Source organism: Brevundimonas sp. EU05-FHT14B07, from assembly GCF_058790795.1.
The window spans coordinates 497,533-515,123 of the sequence record NZ_JBYTCZ010000002.1 but is presented as its reverse complement, the minus strand read 5'-3'; the positions used below and the strand labels follow the sequence as shown (position 1 = coordinate 515,123).

Sequence of the window (17,591 nt, the reverse complement as noted above, 5' to 3'; positions counted from 1 at the left end):
GCGCGGTCATGACCGACCGCCTTCACGCCTTCGAGGCCATCGACAACTTTCGGGACTATGGCGACTACGCCACGGCGGCCGGGCGGCGCGTGAAGCACGGCCGACTGCTGCGTTCGGCTCACCACGCCCGGGCCAGCGAGGCGGACCTGGAGCGGCTGAAGGCGCTTGACATCGGGGTCGTAATCGATCTGCGCCGCCCCGGCGAGCGCCGCGACCAGCCGTCGCGTCGGCCTGAAGGCTTCAGCGGGCAGATCATCGAAGGCGGCGTGGACGATGGCGCGGAGGCGCCGCACATCACCTTTCTGAAAACCGCCGACCTGACGCCGGACTCCGGGCGGCGCTTCATGACCCAGACCTATCGCAGCCTGCCGTTCGACCCGTCGCATCAGGACGTGTTCGGCCGCTATTTCCAGGCCTTGGCGGATCAGACCGAAACTTCTCGAAATCGAGCGGTGGTGATCCATTGCGCGGCGGGCAAGGATCGGACGGGTTTTCTCGCCGCCCTGACCCACCAGCTGCTGGGCGTGTCGCGCGACGACATGGTCGAGGACTATCTGCTGACCAACACCGCCGTCGATCTGGCGGGCCGGGCGCCCGGCATCGCCAAACAGCTGCACAAGATGACGGGTCGGGTCGCGTCGGACGACGCGATCGTGGCCTTTCTGGGGGTCGAGGCCGCCTATCTGGAAGCCGCCCTCGCCGAGGTCGAGGCGCGGCATGGATCGGTGGATGCCTATCTGAAGGAGGCGCTGGGCGTCGATGCGGCGCGGCGTGATCGGATCGTGGAGCGGCTGACCGCGTGAGCGAGGTTTTCAGCCACACCGTCACGCGCGTCGCCCCTTGGGTCGATCCGGTCGCCGTGGCGGCGGGTGTCGGCGGCGGCGACGGCGCCTTGGCCCTGCTGTCGAACGGCGGGCCGGGCGGCCGCTGGTCCCATGTCGCCCAGGCGCCAGACGTGGTCCGCGTCGGTCCTGTGGATGACGCCGCGCCGTTCGAGGCGCTGCGGGATCCGGTGTTTGCCGCCGGCGCCGTCGGTCTGGCCGCCTACGACGCGGGCGCCCGGCCGGCCACCGGACGGCGCGAGACGGTTTGGCCCGATCTGATGCTGGCGCGCTATCCCGCCATGCTGAGTTTCGATCATCTTGATCGCTCAGTGTGCGCCACGGGAAGAGGCGCGACGGCGGAGAAGGCGACGGCGGCGGCCGAGCGGGCCCTGACCTGGCTGGCGACGGCCGCGCGGGTCGTGATCCCCTCCGCGCCGGCTGACCGGTTCGACGCCGAGGCGACGGCAAGCGCCTACCGCGACGCGGTCGCGGATGTAGTGCAGCGCATCGGGGCGGGGGAGCTGTTCCAGGCCAATATCGCCCGGGCCTGGTCCGGCGCGCTGAAGCCTGGCCGCGATCCGTTCGAGGTCTTCCTGCGGCTGCAAAAGGAGCGGGCGTCGCCGTTCGGGGCCTATTGGCGGGTCGGGGATCTGGCGCTGGTGTCGAACTCCCCCGAACTGTTCCTCGCCTTCGATCCCGCCAGCCGCCGCATCGAGGCGCGCCCGATCAAGGGTACTCGCGCGCGAGCTACCGACCCCGATGAGGACCAAGCCCTGGCGAGCGAGCTTCGGGCCAGCATTAAAGATCGGGCGGAAAATCTGATGATCGTGGACCTAATGCGCAACGATCTGGCGCGCGTGTCACGGCCCGGATCGGTCCAGGTGGAGACGCTGTTCGAGGTCGAGCACCACCCGACGGTGCATCATCTGGTCTCGACCGTGACGGGCGAGGCCCAGCCCGCAGAGGGTCCGGCCGAGTTGCTGGAAGCGACCTTTCCGCCCGGTTCGATCACCGGCGCGCCCAAACACCAGGCGATGAAGGTGATCGCCGCGCACGAACCGCCGCGCGGCCCCTGGTGCGGGTCGTTGTTCCTGATCGGCGACGACGGCGCCCTGACCGCATCGGTCTTGATCCGAACCGCAGGTTTCGTACGGAAAGACGGCGTCTGGAAATATCGCACCCTCGCCGGCGCCGGCATCGTGGCGGACAGCGATCCGGCCGCCGAAGAGGCGGAAACGGACGTCAAGATGTCAGCGATGCGACAAGCTTTGGTTGGGATGTAAGGGTCAGCAACCGCTGCAGGTGATTGTATCGACGGTCCGGGGGCGCAGATAGGACATGCGGCTGAACTTGGTCACATAGGGCGCGACCTGATCGAAGGGGGAACTGTAGTCGTAGAAGGCCTCAGCGACGATGACAGACTCGCCTTCTTCCAGCATGTCCGAAGGAATCTTGGCCTCTGCAACGGTCAGCTTTGAGGCGACGCCCTTACCAACGCTCCAATCCACCTTGTAGGTCGTGGCGTTGACGCGCGTGACGCTGCTGACGCGCTGGGTCAGAGGCGTGGCGGCGAAGGGCGCCATGATCAGGTCGCCGATGGCGAAGACGTCCGTCAAATCGGTCTTGGTCACGCTGTCGCTTTGGGACACCAGGTCGGCGACCATGGACGAGACGTGGCCCGTGCGCTTCAGGGCCATATAGCCCTGACAGAACTCCACCATGCCGAAGTAGAACAGGATCAGGATCGGCGCGAGGAAGGCGAACTCGACCGCGGCAACACCGCGGACATCGTGCCGGAGCGCCCGAAGATGCGCGCAGAAGCGATCCAGCCCGCGCATCATTGCCACGGCTCGTTGCGGAAGGCAGTCGTCGCGGTCATCAACACCTTGCCTGGACCGACACGCGAAACGGCCTGGCTCAGCAAGGGCGTGACCAGAGGGTGGGTGTACCAGACGCGAACGAGGATCAACGACCCTGCCTGACCGCCGTCATAGGTAGTCTTGGAGGGGTCCATGGCGTTGTTGGTGATGGGGTCCGGCACGTTCGGAGATGAAAACTTCGGTATGACGCGCACGTCCACCGTCATTCGGTTCGCGCAGTCGGACTTGAAGACCACCATCTTGTCGCAGACCTGGGTCTTGAACTTCTCCTTGTCGAAGTTCTGGTCCTTGGCCTGACCCGTGCGGATCAAGCGGCCGCTTTCCATCGTCGCCGTCTCCAGCACCGAGTCCAGCACGAAGACGACGCCCAGCTCCAGGATGGAGAAGATCATCAGGAAGAACGGGATGGCCACCATGGCGAATTCCACGGCGGCCGCGCCTTCACGCTTGCGCTTCGAGCGCGCCGTTGGCGACGGCGATGATCTCAGGGGGGGCATCGGCCGAAATCAGGGCGCGGTGGGCGCTGCGGCGGCCGCCGACGAGGATGAGGATCGGACGCTGGGCGTGCAGGAGGCGCCGCAGGCCATCTCGGTCGCCTGGGCGCCCCGCCAGACCCGAACCGAGCCGGTCGAGCCGCCGGTCACCACGATTTCGCGTTTGAATAGGGTGCGACCCACGCCGTCGACGGCGACCACTTCGGTGACGCCATAGCCCTTGCCGACGATGAACATGGTGTTGGCGTCCACCAGAGAGACATCGGCGATCTGGGGGTTGCCGACGATGATGGAGGCCGCGGCGCCGCGAAGCTGAACGCGCGCCGAGCGATCGATCTCGACGTTCAGCGCACCGTCCTGGGCGTTGGCGGCCAGGGGGGCGGCCAGGGGGACAGCGAAGAGGGCGGCGGCGATCAGGAAGGACGGGATGCGGGACATCGGCGGCTCTTGATAGTGGCGCGTGCAAACGCGAACGCGCGCATGATGCAGCCGTGATCCTCAACAAAGGCTGAAGCGCCGGTATGAGAATTTTCTTTGGTAAATCTGCGCGTAACCAAACCTCGTGACTCAGATTTAACGGGCCTCGTGCATTTTGATCCTGCGTTTGGGGGTCAAGCGGGCTACCGGCTCCCCCCGCCAAGTTGCTCGCTAGACCATTTGAAAAAGGAACTAACCATGACCAAGTTCATCTCGCGCTTCGCCAAAGACGAATCGGGCGCCACCGCCATCGAATACGGCCTGATCGCCGCCCTGGTCGCCGTCGCCCTGATCACCGTTCTGACCACGATGAGCGGCAAGCTCAGCCAGACCTTCACGAAGGTTTCGACCTCGCTCGACGCCGCCAGCAAGTAAGGCTCGTCAGAGCTTTACGGGAAGGGCCGGGACGCAAGTCCCGGCCCTTTTTGCATGGTGGAAACCCAACCTTAAGTCCTGCCGACGAAAATGGGCGTCATGGATATTCTGCTGCTCACCCTGCTCGGCGTCTTTCCGGCCCTGGTCATCGTCGGCGGTCTGCACGACCTGATCACCATGAAGATCCCGAACTGGATCTCGCTGGCCCTGATCGGCGCCTTCTTCCCCATCGCCTTTCTGATCGGCGCCGCGCCGATGGATGTCGCTATCCATGTCGGCATCGGGTTCGCGGCCTTGCTGGTCGGCATGGGCATGTTCGCCGCCGGCTGGATCGGTGGCGGCGACGCCAAGCTGCTGGCCGCCAGTTGTCTGTGGATGGGGATGAGCGGCGTCGCGCCCTTTTTGATCTACACCGGCATCGCGGGCGGGGCCTTCTGCCTGCTGCTGATGACCGCGCGTCAGTATTTTCCGATGGTCGCCCCTTCGGTGTCGCAAGGCTGGGTCATCAATCTGATGCAGCCCAAGGGCGACATTCCTTACGGCGTCGCCATCGCCATCGGCGCCCTGCTGGCCCTGCCCGAGAGCGGGCTGCTGCTGACCTTCGCCTCGGGTCGCTGACACCCCGTTGACCGGCGTTCGCGGCGCTTAGGAAGCGTTAACCCGCAAGGCCCATGATCGTTAACGGTAGGCGTCGGGGGATGAATCCGAAACACAGCGCCTGCTGGAGACATCCTGGATGAAGCCCGCCCGCATCGTCGTCATCTGTATCGCCGCCGTCTCGGCCATCGGCCTGGCCCTGGTGGTCCGGGCCATGGGGTCGTCGTCGAACGAACCCGCGACACCCGCCGCTGCCGCTCCCGTCGAAGTCCGCCCGATGGCCAAGGTGCTGGTCGCCGCCAAGGACCTCGAACCCGGCAAGCGTCTGGTGGAGGCTGACCTTGAATGGAAAGATTGGCCCGTCGACGAGGTCAATCCCGTCTTCATCACTGACGGCTCCACGCCGGTGCCCACCAAGCCCGCTGCGGAAAGCGCGGCAGAGAAGGCGACGGACGCCGTGAGCCGCGTCGCCAAGGCGGCGACGGAGCTGGCGACGACCGGCGCCAAGTCCGACTACATCGGCTCGGTGGTCCGAGAACCCATTCTGGCCGGAGAGCCGATTTTGTCGCGCAAGATCGTGCGCGCCGGCGACAGCGGCTATCTGGCCGCCTATCTGGAGCCCGGCATGCGGGCCATGGCCATCGCCGTGACGGTGGAATCCGCCGCCGGCGGGTTCATCCTGCCGGGCGACCGCGTCGATGTGGTGCTGACCGCCGAAACCAATCGCGACGGCGCCGTCGAGGGCGCGACCAAGTCCAAGTTCGCCTCGGGCGTCGTGCTACAGAACATCAAGGTCCTGGCCATCGACCAGGCGACCCGCGTCGGCGACGACGCCCAGGCCGTCGTGGGCGCCACCGCGACCCTGGAAGTCCGACCGCAGGACTCGGTTCTGCTGGCCCAGGCCAAGTCCGAGGGCGAGCTGTCGTTGTCGCTGCGATCGTATGCCGACACCGCCGGACCATCCGGCGCGACGCGCCGCCCTGTCGCGGCCGTTTCCCAACCCCAGGCCGTGCGCATCTATCGCGGCGGCGCGCCCGAAGTGGTGGCCGTGCCATGAGGACTCAACCGATGCGCCGACCCACGATGCGCAAGGCCGCCGCCGCCGCAGCCTGCGCCCTTCTGGCCACCTTGGCCGCCGCGCCTGCAGGCGTCGCCCAGACCCGCGCCGCCGTCGCGACGGGCGCATCACAGCGCCTGATCAACCTGCCGCGCGGCACCTCGTTCGCGGTGGACCTGCCGGCCGACGCCCGCGACGTGATCGTCTCCAATCCGCAGGTGGCCGAGGCCATGCTGCACTCGCCGCGCCGCATCACCGTCATCGGCATCGCACCAGGTGAGACCGACGCCGTGTTTCTGGATGCAGCCGGCCGCACCATCCTCAGCCTGCGGGTTCGGGTAGACGCCGGCACCAGCGCGCTTCAGGACACGTTGAGCCGCATCGCTCCGGGTGGGCAAATCCACGCGGAAGCCGTCAACGACAGCGTCATCCTGACGGGCGTCGCGGATAGTCCCGCTCAGGCGGCTCAGGCCGCGCGCGTCGCCGCCGCCTTCGTGTCTGCGCCGGAGAAGGTGATCAACATGATCAGCGTCGCCGGTTCCGACCAGGTGACGCTGCGCGTGCGCGTGGTCGAGGTGCAGCGCACCGCGCTTAAACAGCTTGGCTTCAGCTCTGACATTTTGAAGGGCGCGGGCATCCATTCGTATGGCTTCAGCCGACCCAATACCTATGGCGTCAACGGATCGGCGGCCGGCGGCACGGGTCTGTGCTACGGTCAGACGGGTGGGCGAACGACCAACACCTCCAACTCCAACTCAACAAGCCAGACGGTCAATAGCGGAAACAACGTCGTCGATACGACGCAAACTTATAACGGCGATGATTTCAACTTCGACCGGACCACAACGACGAGAACATCTGGCAGCGCGTTGAGCAATACGATCTCGGGTATCGTATCGACCGCCTTCCAAACGATGACTGGCACGAATGCGAGCGGCTGCCTGGAGGCCTTCGAACGCGTGGGACTGGCTCGGACGCTGGCCGAACCCAACCTGACGTCTGTGAATGGCGAGGCGGCGAACTTCCTGGCCGGCGGCGAGTTTCCGCTTCCGACAGGACGTGACCGGGATGGCAACATCACCGTGACCTACAAGCCCTATGGCGTGGGTCTGGCCTTCCGACCAGTGGTGATGTCCGGCGGTCGCATCTCCTTGCAGGTGAAGGTCGAGGTTTCCGAACTGACGGCGCAGGGTGGTTTCACAATCGGCGCAGGCACGCCCTCGTCCATCACTCTTCCGGGTCTGACGGTCCGGCGCAGCGAGAACACCGTGGAACTGCCGTCGGGCGGTTCGATGATGATCGCGGGCCTGCTTCAGGAAACCACGCGCCAGACGGTGGACTCTCTGCCGGGGGTGACCAACCTGCCGGTGCTGGGATCGCTGTTCCGGTCACGCGACTATCTGATGGGCGAAACCGAACTGGTCGTCATCGTCGAACCCTATATCGTCAGCCCGACGTCGCCCGATCGGATGCAAACGCCGGCGGACGGCATGCGCATCGCCAGCGACAGTCAGACTATCCTCTTTGGCCAGTTGAACCAGGTCTATGGGTTGCCGAATGCGCCCCCGGCCGGTTCGGTCGGCTATGTCATCGAGTGAGCACATCCATGACTCGCACCCTGATTGTCACACTTCTGACGACCACGGCCCTGGCGCTGGGCGCCTGTGTCGGCGGCCCCGCCAGCTTGGGCGGCGAGCCGCCGCTGACGCCGACATCGCGTTATCAGCTCCAGGTCGAGCCCAATCTCGACCGGATCGCTCTGGCGGTTCACGACAGCGGCCTGTCGCCGGCGCAGAACGGTGCGCTGCAAGAGCTGGTCGGGCGCTATCGCTACGTCGACGCCGTGCCGATGGTCATCGAGGCCCCGGCCGGAAACGACCCGGTGGCCCTGAAGACCGCCTATGACATCCAATCGGCCTTGGCCGCCTACGGTGTCTCGCCAGAGCGCATCACCGTGGTCAGCTACGCCGCGCCGGATCCGCGCGCGCCCGTGGTCGTCGGCTATCAGACGATCCGCGCCGCCGTGCCGCAGTGCGGAACCGCCTGGGGCAATCTGAGCCGGACCGGCGACAATCGGTCGTCATCCAACTTCGGATGCGCCGTGACGGCCAATCTGGCGGCCCAGATCGAGGATCCACGCGACATCCAGCGGCCACGCACCATGACGCCGGCGGACGCCGGGCGCCGAACTGTAGTGTTCGATGCCTATCGCGGCGGCAAGCCGACATCGGCCGAGCGCGAAGAACTGATCCGGGATACCGCCGTGTCCCGTGCGGTGAACTGATCATGAGCACAGCCCCAGCCCCTCGCGAGTTCGACAGCTTCGACGATGCGTTCGATGTCGATATGGAGTTCGCGCCTCCGGTTGACGTCGTCGCCGCGCCGCGCAGCCCGCTTCAGTTCACGCCTGCGGCGTCGGCGATGCCGGCCGGTGCGGCGCCTCAGCCCCAATCGCCGCTTCAGGCCGCGCCTCTGGCGCCGGTCCCGGCCGCCCCGGCCTATGCGCCCGACGCCGCTGGCTTCAATCCGGTCGGTGACGTGGTCGCCCAGGCGCAAGCCAGCCTGATGGACACGGGTCTGGCCTTCACCGGTCTGGCCCCCGCCAGCAACATCGGTGAAGTGTCGGTGCCGCGCATCGCCATCCATGTCTTCGCCGAGCGCCAGGACACCCTCGCCTCAGCCGAGCGCGCCGCTCAGGATCGCCGTCTGTCGCGCGCCACGACGCAGATCCGCGTCGGCGGCGTCGCTGCGGCCGTCGAGACCTACCAGCATGAGCCGACGCCGCCGCTGATCATCGTCGAGTGCCTGAAAGACCCCCAAACCCTGCTGTGGGAAGTCGATCAGCTGGCCGAGGTCTGCGACGCCGGCACTAAGGTCGTGGTCATCGGGGCGACGAACGACATCATCCTGTTCCGCGAACTGATGCGGCGTGGGGTCAGCGAATATCTGGTCGCGCCGTTGCAGCCGCTGCAACTGATCGCGGCCATCGGCGGCCTTTTCAACGATCCGGCCCAGCCCTTCGTCGGTCGCACCATCGCCTTCGTTGGCGCGCGGGGCGGGGCGGGGGCCTCGGCCGTGGCGCACAACACCGCCTATGCGATCTCGGAAAGGATCGGCGCCAACACCGTCATCGTCGACTATGACCTGCCGTTCGGCACCGCTGGGCTGGACTTCAATCAGGATCCGCTGAACGGCGTTGCCGATGCGTTGGGCCAGCCCGACCGGCTGGATTCGACGCTGCTGGACCGGATGATGGTCCGCTGCACCGACAAGCTGAGCCTGTTTGCGGCGCCCGCCAGCCTGGACACAGACTGGGACATCTCGACCGAGGCGTTCGAGGAGGTCACCAACCAGATCCGCGCCACGGCGCCCTTCGTCGTGTTGGACCTTCCGCACCTGTGGTCGCCGTGGATGCGCCGCACCCTGATCAGCGCCGACGAGGTGGTGGTCGTTGCGACGCCGGATCTGGCGTCCCTGCGCAACGCCAAGAACATGATCGACCTGATCCGTCAGGGCCGCCCCAATGACGCGCCGCCGCGCCTGGTGCTGAACCAGGTCGGCGTGCCGGGACGCCCCGAAATTCCGGCCAAGGACTTCGGCGCGGCGCTCGGCGTGCATCCCAGCCTGATCATTCCGTTCGACGCCAAGACCTTTGGCGCCGCCGCCAACAACGGCCAGATGATCCTGGACGCCGGCGCGAAGACCAAGTCGGCCGAGGCTTTCCAGACCCTGGCTCAGATCGTGTCGCGGCGAGAACTGCCGATGGTGGCGGGACCCAAGGCCAAGCCGACGAAAGCCGGCAAGGCGGAGAAGACCAAGCCGGCGGACGGGGCGTCGAAATCCCTCTTCGCCAATATGTTCAAGAAGCGCTGACGCATGTTCGGCAAACGCACAGGTCAGCCTGGCGCCGCCCCTGCGCCCCTGCGGCCGGCCCCGGCCCCCGCGCCGGCATCCGCGCCCGGCGGCGAACCTGTGTCCGTGTTCAGCATGCAGACGGCCGCCGCGCCGATGGCGGCGACGACCAACGCATCGGCCTTTGCCTATGCCGACGAGGATTTGGAGCCGGCGGCCGACGCCTTCGATCGGGCGTCTGCGCCGACCCAGCCCGCGCCGGCCGATCGTCTGGACGCTCTGGCCTCGCGTCCCAAGCCCAAGCCGGCGCCTGAGGCTCCGCGTCCCACCGGCAATGTCGCCGGTACGGGCCCGAAGGCCACGGCGGGTCTCGAGCAGCTGAAAAAGGCCCAGGCGGTCGCCGAGATCGTCCGGGAACAGAGCGACTACTATCACGCCACGAAGACGACGATCTTCAACGCGTTGATGAACACCATTGACCTGGCCCAGCTGGCGCATCTGGACCAGAAGGCGGCGTCGGAAGAGATCCGCGACATCGTAGCCGAACTGGTGGCGATCAAAAACGTCTCCATGTCGGTCGCCGAGCAGGAGCATCTGGTTCAGGACATCGTCAATGACGTCCTGGGCTATGGTCCGCTGGAGCCGCTGCTGAGCCGCGACGACATCGCCGACATCATGGTCAATGGCGTTGGCCGCGTCTTCATCGAGGTCGCAGGCAAGGTGCAGCTGACCAATGTCCGTTTCCGTGACAACACGCAGCTGATGAACATCTGCCAGCGGATCGTGAGCCAGGTCGGCCGTCGCGTGGACGAAAGCAGCCCCATTTGCGACGCCCGTCTGCCTGACGGTTCGCGCGTCAACGTCATCGCTCCGCCGCTTGCGATCGACGGCCCGACGCTGACGATCCGGAAGTTCAAGAAAGACAAGCTGACGATGAAGAATCTGGTGGAGTACGCCTCCATCAGTCCCGAGGGCGCGCGCGTCCTTGGCGTCATCGGCGCGTCGCGATGCAATCTCGTCATCTCGGGCGGCACCGGCTCGGGCAAGACGACGCTGCTGAACACCCTGACGGCCTTCATCGACCCGACCGAGCGGGTCATCACCTGCGAGGACGCCGCCGAACTGCAACTGCAGCAGCCGCACGTCGTGCGTCTGGAAACCCGCCCGCCGAACCTGGAAGGCCAGGGCACGATCACGATGCGGGATCTGGTCAAGAACTGCCTGCGGATGCGTCCCGAGCGGATCATCGTCGGCGAGGTGCGCGGACCCGAGGCGTTCGACCTGTTGCAGGCCATGAACACGGGCCACGACGGCTCGATGGGCACGTTGCACGCCAACAGTCCGCGCGAGGCCATCAGCCGGATGGAGTCCATGATCACCATGGGCGGCTACGGCCTGCCGTCCAAGACGATCCGCGAGATGATCGTCGGCTCGGTCGACGTCATCATCCAGGCCGCCCGCCTGCGCGACGGTTCGCGCCGCATCACCCACATCACCGAGGTCGTTGGCCTGGAAGGCGATGTGATCGTGACGCAGGACCTGTTCGTCTACGACATCACTGGCGAGGACGAGAACGGCAAGATCATCGGCCGTCATCGCTCGACCGGCATCGCCCGTCCCCGCTTCTGGGACCGCGCCCGATATTACGGGCTGGAGCGCGAGTTGGCCGACGCCCTGGACGCGGCGGAGTAGGACGATGCTTCCGATTCTCGCCGCCGTTCTGGCTTTCATCACCATCGGCGGACTGGGCTGGGTCTTCGTCGGCGGAGACGATTCGTCGGCCCAGGCCGTCAAGCGCGCCCAGAGCATGGGCGAGGGCAAGAAGAACCCTGCGCTTGCCCGCAAGGCGGCCGCCGCCAATACGCCCGAGGCGCGTCGCAAGCAGATTCTGGTTCAGCTTCAGGATGCCGACCGCCGCGAGCGCAAGGCGCGCACGACCCTGGCGTCGCGGCTGAAGCAGGCGGGGCTGAGCCTGAGCGTGACGACTTTCTACATCATCTCGGCGGTGGTCGGGCTGCTGACCGGCCTGGGCGCGCTGATCTTCGGTTTGCCGATCCTGGTGGTCGTCGGTATCGCGCTGATCTTCGGTCTTGGCCTGCCGCGTTGGGTCGTGGGCTTCCTCGGCAAGTCGCGGATGAAGAAGTTCTCGCTGGAGTTTCCCAACGCCGTCGATGTGATCGTGCGCGGCATCAAGTCGGGCCTGCCGGTCCACGAATGTTTCAAGATCATCGCCCGCGAGAGTCCGGCTCCGCTTGGGCCCGAATTCCAGACATTGGTCGAGGGCCTGGGCGTCGGCCTGACCCTGGAGCAGGCGTTGGAGAAGATGTACGGCCGGATGCCGACCTCGGAATTGCGCTTCTTCACCATCGTCATCGCCATCCAGCAGAAGACCGGCGGCAACCTGGCCGAGGCGCTGGGCAATCTGTCTGCCGTGCTGCGCGCCCGTCGGATGATGGGCGAAAAGATCAAGGCGTTGTCGTCCGAAGCCCTGGCCTCGGCGGGCATCATCGCCTCCCTGCCGCCTGCGGTCATGACGATGGTCATGTTCACGACGCCTGGCTACATGATGCCGCTGTTCACCGACTTCCGCGGCAACTTCCTCTTGCTGATCGCGGCCGTCCTGATGTCGACCGGCATCTTCGTGATGAAGCGCATGATCTCGTTCAAGTTCTGAGGCCGGGGTCATGGAAAGCTTCATCCGCTTCATCACCGATCCGCAGAACCTGCTCAGCATCGGCGTGGGCGTGCTGGTCTTCGCCACCGTCATCACCCTGATGTCGTCGATGACGGGCGGGGTTGCGCTGGACAAGCGCATGAAGGCCGTCGCCGAACGCCGTGACGACCTGAAACGCCGGTCGCGGGCGAACATGGCCGGCGGTCAGGGCGCGCTGCGTCACACTGATGACGGCTTCAAGAAGCGGATCGTGGATCGGCTGAACCTCAGCAAGCTGCTGGAAGATCCAAAGGTCGCGGGTCAGATGGCCCAGGCGGGCTATCGCGGGCCGCGTCCGTTGACGACCTTCTACTTCTTCCGCTTCGCTTCGCCCTTCATCTTCATGATGGTGGCGGCCTTCTACCTGTTCATCCTCAAGGTCGTGGACTGGCCCACGATGAACAAGGTGACCGCGACCATGGCGGCGGCGGTTGCGGGCTTCTATGCGCCGAACCTGTATCTGAAGAACCGGATCGACAAGCGCCGCACCTCGATCATGCAGGCGTTTCCTGACGCGCTGGACCTGCTGCTGATCTGCGTCGAGGCGGGCATGTCCATCGAGGCGGCCATCGCCAAGGTCAGTCAGGAAATGGGGCCTTCGTCGATCGATCTGGCCGAGGAGCTGTCGCTGCTCTCGGCCGAGCTGTCGTATCTTCCGGACCGTCGCATGGCCTATGAAAACTTGGGCAAGCGCACCAACCACCCGGGCGTGAAGTCGGTGGCCACCGCCATGACGCAGGCCGAAACCTATGGCACGCCGCTGGCGACCGCTCTGCGCGTTATGGCCAAGGAAAATCGTGAACTGCGCATGTCCGCTGCGGAGAAGAAGGCGGCGGCCCTGCCGGCCAAGCTGACCGTGCCGATGATCCTGTTCTTCCTGCCGGTGCTGTTCGTCGTCATTCTGGGACCTGCGATCCTGAACGTCATGGACATGATGAAGGGCGGCTAAGCTGCTCCAGCTTCCGCTACGGCCTTCAGCCCCTCGGCGGCGCTTTCCAGCGCCTTCTTCATCGCCGGGCGGTGCTTGTCATGGAACAGCTCGCCGCGAATGCCTGAAAAGCGGATGCCGATGGCGACGATGCAGTTGCCGGGTGCCAACTCCTCGATCTGGATATAGCGCAGGCTTTGGAACAGGAAGCCGCGCCGTTCGGCCCAGACCAGCCGAGCGCGCGGTTGCCATTCCACCACCTGGGCGGCCGACTGGCGCTCTGCCATGTCCGGCCACGCCTCGGTCATGGTCAGGCGGCCGCCATAGGCGATGGCGCCCTCGACGTCCTTGTCGATCGGGTTCCAGGCGCCCCAGCCAGACAGGTCCGCGACCAGATCCCAGATGCGGTCCGAGGTCGCCTGAACGCCGACGCGTTTTTCGATGCGAGTGTCATCCATGGTTTCGCTCTGACACGGCTGGCCGCCGGAAGAAAGGCGCCGAGCCTCAGTCGGCCGCTTCGATCCGCTTCAACCGCCGTCCGTCGTCCAGCGCCAGCCGCGTCTTGACCTCGAACAGATCGGCGCCGGCCGGAATGATCAGCAGCTTCTTGGGCTGGGCCGTGTTGACGGCGACGACGGCGCCCTTTGGACAGATGTCGAAACAGTCGGCGCCGACGACCGTCAGCTCGCCCTTGCGACCCTGTTTGCCCTTCTTCAGGTGCAGATATTTTCGCAGCGCCTTCTTCAACGTCAGATCGCCGCCGGGGCCGAAGCCGCCGTCCAGCTTTTTCGAACATTTGCGGCAGACCAGAACGACGTCGCGCCATTCGGTCTTTGCGCTCTTGAAGGCCTTCTCACCCATGCGGACAGAAATCGCCGTTCGCGACGGCTTGCACAAGCGGGTGCGGTGCCGTCACCTGTCGTCGGGCTGAAAATTTCACGGGACCTTCACATGCGCAGATTGTTCGCCGCCTCCACAATGGCGCTGCTGCTTGCCGCCGGCGCCGCTCAGGCGCAGGTCGATACGGCCAGCGTGGACGCCGCCGTGCAGCGCGTCATGCCAGAGGTCGTCGCGTGGCGGCGCGACTTCCACCAGCATCCCGAACTGGGCTTCGCCGAGACTCGCTCGGCCGGCGTGATCGCCGACCATCTGCGATCGCTGGGGCTGGAGGTCCGTACCGGGGTCGGCAAGACCGGAGTGATCGGCGTGCTGCGCGGCGCACGGCCGGGCCGGACGGTGGCCCTGCGCGCCGATATGGACGCCCTGCCGGTGCAGGAGGCGACCGGCCTGGCCTTCGCCTCGACCGCGACGGGGACCTATATGGGCAATACGGTGCCGGTGGCCCACGCCTGCGGCCACGACATGCATATGGCCATGCTGATGGGCGCGGCCGAGGTGCTGGCGGGGATGAAGGACCGGATCGCCGGCACGGTGGTCTTCGTCTTCCAGCCGGCCGAGGAGGGCGCGCCTCCGGGAGAGCCCAAGGGCGGGGCGGCCCTGATGATCGCCGAAGGGGCGCTGAACGATCCCAAGCCCGAGGCCATCTTTGGCCTGCACGTCGTGCCGGGCCGTCCGGGCAGCGTCTTCTATCGGCCGGAAGGGTTCATGGCCGCCTCGGACCGCGTGGATATCCGCCTGAAGGGCAAGCAGACGCACGGCGCCTGGCCATGGCGCGGGGTCGATGTGATCGCTGTGGCGGGCCAGGTGGTCGAGACGGTCAACACGCTGACGGCGCGCACGGTCGATCCGACCACGACCCCGACCGTCTTCACCATCGCGACGATCAACGCCGGCGTCCGCTACAACATCATCCCCGACAGCGCGACGCTGTCAGGCACGCTGCGCACCTTCGATACGGCCCAGCGCGACGCCCTGGTCGCCCGCGCCGAGACCGCCATCGACCACGTCGCCGAGGCCTACGGCGCCACCGCCGAGTTCGGCGTCAAACAGAACGCGGCCCTGGTGTTCAACGACCCCGGCCTGTCCGCCTGGCTGGCCCCGGTTTTGACCGAGGCGGCGGGCGAGGGCAACGTCAACCCCGCCACACCCCCGACCACGGTGGCCGAGGACTTCAGCTATTTCCAGCAGGTCATCCCCGGCGTCTTCTACCACTTGGGGGCCAGTCCCGACGGCGTCGATCCCGCGACCTCCGCGCCCAACCACTCGCCGGAGTTTTCGCCGAACGAGAAGGTGCTGCCGCTGGGCGTGAAGACGCATGTGCTGACGGCGTTGCGGTTCCTGGAGCGGAGCTAGGCGCTCTCATGATTGCGCGTAGGTTGTCTTTGGCGTTCGCTGTCGCGCTGGCGATATTGAGCTACTGGGTGATGGTATCAGCTCCGGGCGTCGTCGATCCGGAATTCGCCAGCACCATCTATGTGTTCTTTGCACTAACCCTGACCGTCATCTTCGGACTGAAATTTCTGGCGCTGCGTTTCGCCACGGCGGGTTCACATATCTATTGGGGCTCAGGTTCAGGCTCTCAACAGGTCGGGCGGATCGCACTCCTGATCGCAACAGCGCTCACCATCCATCTGTGCGTGGGTTGGCTGTTTGACCTTCAGGGGCGCCTTGATGAAACGGCGGGCGTCGTCGGTCTTATTGTGTGGACGACGATTCCGGCAGTTTTTCTGATTTTCGGTCTTGTGAAGTGGCCGGTGCGACTGAAATCCGCGTCCAAGGCCAGGCTCGTCGCCGTAGGCGCAGCATCATTCGGCACTGCGGTGGCCATAAGCTATTTGAAGTTCGCCAATGCACCGGAAGAATACAGCATTCCGCCACTCAACGATCTTTTGATCCAGCTTGCGGGATTGGTCGGTGCCGCTGCCGCAGAAGAAGTCGTATTTCGAATTCTGCTGCTGACGGCATTGCTAAGTCTGACGCGCTCTCGGTTCAACGCGGTCTTTCTGTCGAGCGTGTTTTTCGGACTGACTCACGCGCCGCTTGCTCTTATGCATCCCGTTGTACACGCGGATTGGCCGATGCTGGCATATGCAGCCCAAAGCTATTTGCCGGAGTTCCTGATGCAGACGCTGTTTGGATTGTTCTTGGGGGTCGTCTGGCTGCGAACTGGCTCAATCGTCCTCATTATCGCAACTCATGCCATAATGAATGTAGGTCCGAGTATGCTTAGCGGCTTTTGATTGTCGGCGCTGGCGGTAAATGCCTGGCGGCCACACCGTCAGGCTTTCTGCATTCGCTCGAACACCGTCTCGATCACCCGGCGATAGACCGCCGTCAGCGTCTCCAGCTCCGCCGTCGGCACGCGTTCGTCGATCTGGTGCATGGTCTGGCCGACCAGGCCCAGTTCCAGCACCGGGCACAGGGCGCGGATGAAGCGGGCGTCGGAGGTGCCGCCGGTGGTGGAGGCTTCGGGGCGGCGGCCCGCCACGGCCTCGACCGCGTCCTGAACCGCCTCCACGAAGGCGCCCGGCTCGGTCAGGAAGGCCTCGCCCGAGCACAGGTGCTCCAGGGTGATCTGAAGTCCGGTCTCGGCCTGCATGGCCCCGGCCTCGCAGTTCAGCCAGTCGATCAGGGCGTCGCCGGTGTGGCTGGGGTTGAAGCGGATGTTTAGCCGCGCCGTCGCCTGGGCCGGGATGATGTTGGTCGCCGGATTGCCGATGTCGATGGTGGTGATTTCGAGGTTCGACGGGGGAAAGTTCTCGTAGCCTTCATCCAGAACGTGGTCGTTCAGGCGGGCCATCAGCTTCGCGATCACCGGGGCCGGGTTGGCGGCGCGCTCGGGATAGGCGACGTGGCCCTGTTTGCCTTGGACGGTGATCCAGGTGTTCAACGAGCCGCGCCGCCCGACCTTGATCATGTCGCCCAGCTGTTGCGACGAGGAGGGTTCGCCGACCACGCAGGCGTCGATGACCTCGCCCTCGGCGGCCAGGGCCTCGACCACCCGTTTGGTGCCGTGCAGGGCGGGGCCTTCCTCGTCGCCGGTGATCAGGAAGGAGAGCGAGCCGGCGGGCTCGCCCTCAGCCAGCACCTGGGACACGGCGGCGACCCAGGCGGCGATCCCGCCCTTCATGTCCACCGCGCCGCGACCGTACAGGACGCCGTCCTTGACCTCGGCGTTGAAGGGTTGCGACGACCACTGATCCGACGGGCCGGTCGGGACCACATCCGTATGGCCGGCGAAACTGAGGTTGGGCGAGGCGGTCCCGCGCCGCGCATACAGGTTCTCGATCCGCGCATGGACGCCCTCGCCGCCCGGTCCCTCGAAGGCCAGGCGGCGGCAGGTGAAGCCCAGCGCCGTCAGATGCCGCTCCAGCACATCCATCGCCCCTTCGTCGGCGGGGGTGACGGACGGAATGCGGATCAGGTCGCGGGTCAGTTCGACAGGATCGATAACGGGAGTTGATGCGCGGCTCATGCGGCTATGCTTTACGGAA

The 17,591-nt window shown here is 65.9% G+C and carries 19 protein-coding genes; 13 read left to right on the top strand and 6 right to left on the bottom strand.

Translation table 11 applies throughout. The features are described 5' to 3' along the window. Nucleotides 1-8: 8 nt before the first annotated feature. Both AC3WRC_RS06640 and AC3WRC_RS06635 read left to right on the top strand, forming a co-directional pair. Nucleotides 9-803 carry a tyrosine-protein phosphatase gene (locus AC3WRC_RS06640; RefSeq protein WP_492303313.1) on the top strand — a complete coding sequence of 265 codons (795 nt, stop codon included), beginning with the start codon at nucleotides 9-11 and terminating at the stop codon, nucleotides 801-803. After that, entirely contained in the window at nucleotides 800-2,107 is a 1,308-nt protein-coding gene (locus AC3WRC_RS06635) for an anthranilate synthase component I family protein (RefSeq protein ID WP_492303312.1), read from the top strand. Before AC3WRC_RS06640 ends, AC3WRC_RS06635 begins: the two co-directional genes overlap by 4 nt. Nucleotides 2,108-2,110: 3 nt before the next feature. On the opposite strand, the gene AC3WRC_RS06630 is transcribed toward AC3WRC_RS06635, so the two are convergent. Genes AC3WRC_RS06630 through AC3WRC_RS06620 form a run of 3 tightly spaced genes read right to left on the bottom strand, consistent with a single transcriptional unit; the run spans nucleotide 2,111 to nucleotide 3,636 of the window. Continuing rightward, the gene (locus tag AC3WRC_RS06630) at nucleotides 2,111-2,665 is read right to left on the bottom strand and encodes a TadE/TadG family type IV pilus assembly protein (RefSeq protein ID WP_492303311.1); all 555 of its coding nucleotides are present in this window, start codon (nucleotides 2,663-2,665) and stop codon (nucleotides 2,111-2,113) included. Continuing rightward, nucleotides 2,662-3,201 carry a TadE/TadG family type IV pilus assembly protein gene (locus tag AC3WRC_RS06625; protein WP_492303310.1) on the bottom strand — a complete coding sequence of 180 codons (540 nt, stop codon included), beginning with the start codon at nucleotides 3,199-3,201 and terminating at the stop codon, nucleotides 2,662-2,664. Before AC3WRC_RS06625 ends, AC3WRC_RS06630 begins: the two co-directional genes overlap by 4 nt. A 9-nt stretch (nucleotides 3,202-3,210) precedes the next feature. Next, nucleotides 3,211-3,636: a pilus assembly protein N-terminal domain-containing protein gene (locus AC3WRC_RS06620; RefSeq protein ID WP_055754394.1), complete on the bottom strand. Its 426-nt coding sequence runs from the start codon at nucleotides 3,634-3,636 to the stop codon at nucleotides 3,211-3,213. A gap of 237 nt (nucleotides 3,637-3,873) precedes the next feature. Here AC3WRC_RS06620 and AC3WRC_RS06615 point away from each other — a divergent pair, with 237 nt between their 5' ends. From AC3WRC_RS06615 to AC3WRC_RS06575, 9 genes are all read left to right on the top strand, one after another. Next, a complete protein-coding gene (locus tag AC3WRC_RS06615) occupies nucleotides 3,874-4,050 on the top strand; it encodes a Flp family type IVb pilin (RefSeq protein WP_039243979.1) in 177 nt (58 codons plus the stop codon). A gap of 99 nt (nucleotides 4,051-4,149) precedes the next feature. Continuing rightward, complete coding sequence (locus AC3WRC_RS06610) at nucleotides 4,150-4,668, top strand: A24 family peptidase (RefSeq protein ID WP_039244111.1); 519 nt, start codon at nucleotides 4,150-4,152, stop codon at nucleotides 4,666-4,668. 118 nt (nucleotides 4,669-4,786) lie between these two features. Continuing rightward, a complete protein-coding gene (gene cpaB / locus AC3WRC_RS06605; protein ID WP_492303309.1) occupies nucleotides 4,787-5,704 on the top strand; it encodes a Flp pilus assembly protein CpaB in 918 nt (305 codons plus the stop codon). A gap of 11 nt (nucleotides 5,705-5,715) precedes the next feature. After that, the gene (locus tag AC3WRC_RS06600) at nucleotides 5,716-7,302 is read left to right on the top strand and encodes a type II and III secretion system protein family protein (protein ID WP_492303308.1); all 1,587 of its coding nucleotides are present in this window, start codon (nucleotides 5,716-5,718) and stop codon (nucleotides 7,300-7,302) included. Between the two features lie 8 nt (nucleotides 7,303-7,310). Next, nucleotides 7,311-7,988 (top strand): CpaD family pilus assembly protein, encoded by a 678-nt coding sequence (locus AC3WRC_RS06595; RefSeq protein WP_492303307.1) that lies wholly within the window; start codon nucleotides 7,311-7,313, stop codon nucleotides 7,986-7,988. Between the two features lie 2 nt (nucleotides 7,989-7,990). Further along, entirely contained in the window at nucleotides 7,991-9,577 is a 1,587-nt protein-coding gene (locus tag AC3WRC_RS06590) for a CpaE/TadZ family protein (protein WP_492303306.1), read from the top strand. A gap of 3 nt (nucleotides 9,578-9,580) precedes the next feature. After that, nucleotides 9,581-11,248 carry a TadA family conjugal transfer-associated ATPase gene (locus AC3WRC_RS06585; protein WP_492303305.1) on the top strand — a complete coding sequence of 556 codons (1,668 nt, stop codon included), beginning with the start codon at nucleotides 9,581-9,583 and terminating at the stop codon, nucleotides 11,246-11,248. Between the two features lie 4 nt (nucleotides 11,249-11,252). Further along, nucleotides 11,253-12,230: a type II secretion system F family protein gene (locus AC3WRC_RS06580; RefSeq protein WP_492303304.1), complete on the top strand. Its 978-nt coding sequence runs from the start codon at nucleotides 11,253-11,255 to the stop codon at nucleotides 12,228-12,230. Between the two features lie 10 nt (nucleotides 12,231-12,240). Continuing rightward, entirely contained in the window at nucleotides 12,241-13,218 is a 978-nt protein-coding gene (locus tag AC3WRC_RS06575) for a type II secretion system F family protein (protein ID WP_492303303.1), read from the top strand. Here AC3WRC_RS06575 and AC3WRC_RS06570 read toward each other — a convergent pair. Together AC3WRC_RS06570 and AC3WRC_RS06565 are read right to left on the bottom strand one after the other, a co-directional pair. Beyond that, nucleotides 13,215-13,655: an SRPBCC family protein gene (locus AC3WRC_RS06570; protein WP_492303302.1), complete on the bottom strand. Its 441-nt coding sequence runs from the start codon at nucleotides 13,653-13,655 to the stop codon at nucleotides 13,215-13,217. The two genes, AC3WRC_RS06575 and AC3WRC_RS06570, sit on opposite strands and share 4 nt — an antisense overlap. Before the next feature lie 46 nt (nucleotides 13,656-13,701). Beyond that, nucleotides 13,702-14,058 (bottom strand): hypothetical protein, encoded by a 357-nt coding sequence (locus AC3WRC_RS06565; RefSeq protein ID WP_284876524.1) that lies wholly within the window; start codon nucleotides 14,056-14,058, stop codon nucleotides 13,702-13,704. 90 nt (nucleotides 14,059-14,148) lie between these two features. On the opposite strand from AC3WRC_RS06565, the gene AC3WRC_RS06560 reads away from it, so the two are divergent. Then, on the top strand, nucleotides 14,149-15,450 hold the full coding sequence (locus AC3WRC_RS06560; protein WP_492303301.1) for an amidohydrolase: 1,302 nt from the start codon (nucleotides 14,149-14,151) through the stop codon (nucleotides 15,448-15,450). A 29-nt stretch (nucleotides 15,451-15,479) separates the two neighbouring features. Beyond that, the gene (locus AC3WRC_RS06555; protein WP_492303300.1) at nucleotides 15,480-16,337 is read left to right on the top strand and encodes a CPBP family glutamic-type intramembrane protease; all 858 of its coding nucleotides are present in this window, start codon (nucleotides 15,480-15,482) and stop codon (nucleotides 16,335-16,337) included. A 38-nt stretch (nucleotides 16,338-16,375) separates the two neighbouring features. On the opposite strand, the gene dapE is transcribed toward AC3WRC_RS06555, so the two are convergent. Continuing rightward, a complete protein-coding gene (gene dapE, locus AC3WRC_RS06550) occupies nucleotides 16,376-17,572 on the bottom strand; it encodes a succinyl-diaminopimelate desuccinylase (protein ID WP_492303299.1) in 1,197 nt (398 codons plus the stop codon). Nucleotides 17,573-17,591 lie beyond the last annotated feature (19 nt).

Coding starts and splice junctions, on each gene's coding strand:
- AC3WRC_RS06590 (WP_492303306.1), top strand. CDS start 7,991: ATGAGCACAGCCCCAGCCCCTCGCGAGTTCGACAGCTTCGACGATGCG.
- cpaB (WP_492303309.1), top strand. CDS start 4,787: ATGAAGCCCGCCCGCATCGTCGTCATCTGTATCGCCGCCGTCTCGGCC.
- AC3WRC_RS06570 (WP_492303302.1), bottom strand. CDS start 13,655: ATGGATGACACTCGCATCGAAAAACGCGTCGGCGTTCAGGCGACCTCG.
- AC3WRC_RS06620 (WP_055754394.1), bottom strand. CDS start 3,636: ATGTCCCGCATCCCGTCCTTCCTGATCGCCGCCGCCCTCTTCGCTGTC.
- dapE (WP_492303299.1), bottom strand. CDS start 17,572: ATGAGCCGCGCATCAACTCCCGTTATCGATCCTGTCGAACTGACCCGC.
- AC3WRC_RS06565 (WP_284876524.1), bottom strand. CDS start 14,058: ATGGGTGAGAAGGCCTTCAAGAGCGCAAAGACCGAATGGCGCGACGTC.
- AC3WRC_RS06640 (WP_492303313.1), top strand. CDS start 9: ATGACCGACCGCCTTCACGCCTTCGAGGCCATCGACAACTTTCGGGAC.
- AC3WRC_RS06625 (WP_492303310.1), bottom strand. CDS start 3,201: ATGCCCCCCCTGAGATCATCGCCGTCGCCAACGGCGCGCTCGAAGCGC.
- AC3WRC_RS06575 (WP_492303303.1), top strand. CDS start 12,241: ATGGAAAGCTTCATCCGCTTCATCACCGATCCGCAGAACCTGCTCAGC.
- AC3WRC_RS06630 (WP_492303311.1), bottom strand. CDS start 2,665: ATGATGCGCGGGCTGGATCGCTTCTGCGCGCATCTTCGGGCGCTCCGG.
- AC3WRC_RS06615 (WP_039243979.1), top strand. CDS start 3,874: ATGACCAAGTTCATCTCGCGCTTCGCCAAAGACGAATCGGGCGCCACC.
- AC3WRC_RS06560 (WP_492303301.1), top strand. CDS start 14,149: ATGCGCAGATTGTTCGCCGCCTCCACAATGGCGCTGCTGCTTGCCGCC.
- AC3WRC_RS06610 (WP_039244111.1), top strand. CDS start 4,150: ATGGATATTCTGCTGCTCACCCTGCTCGGCGTCTTTCCGGCCCTGGTC.
- AC3WRC_RS06600 (WP_492303308.1), top strand. CDS start 5,716: ATGCGCCGACCCACGATGCGCAAGGCCGCCGCCGCCGCAGCCTGCGCC.
- AC3WRC_RS06585 (WP_492303305.1), top strand. CDS start 9,581: ATGTTCGGCAAACGCACAGGTCAGCCTGGCGCCGCCCCTGCGCCCCTG.
- AC3WRC_RS06580 (WP_492303304.1), top strand. CDS start 11,253: ATGCTTCCGATTCTCGCCGCCGTTCTGGCTTTCATCACCATCGGCGGA.
- AC3WRC_RS06595 (WP_492303307.1), top strand. CDS start 7,311: ATGACTCGCACCCTGATTGTCACACTTCTGACGACCACGGCCCTGGCG.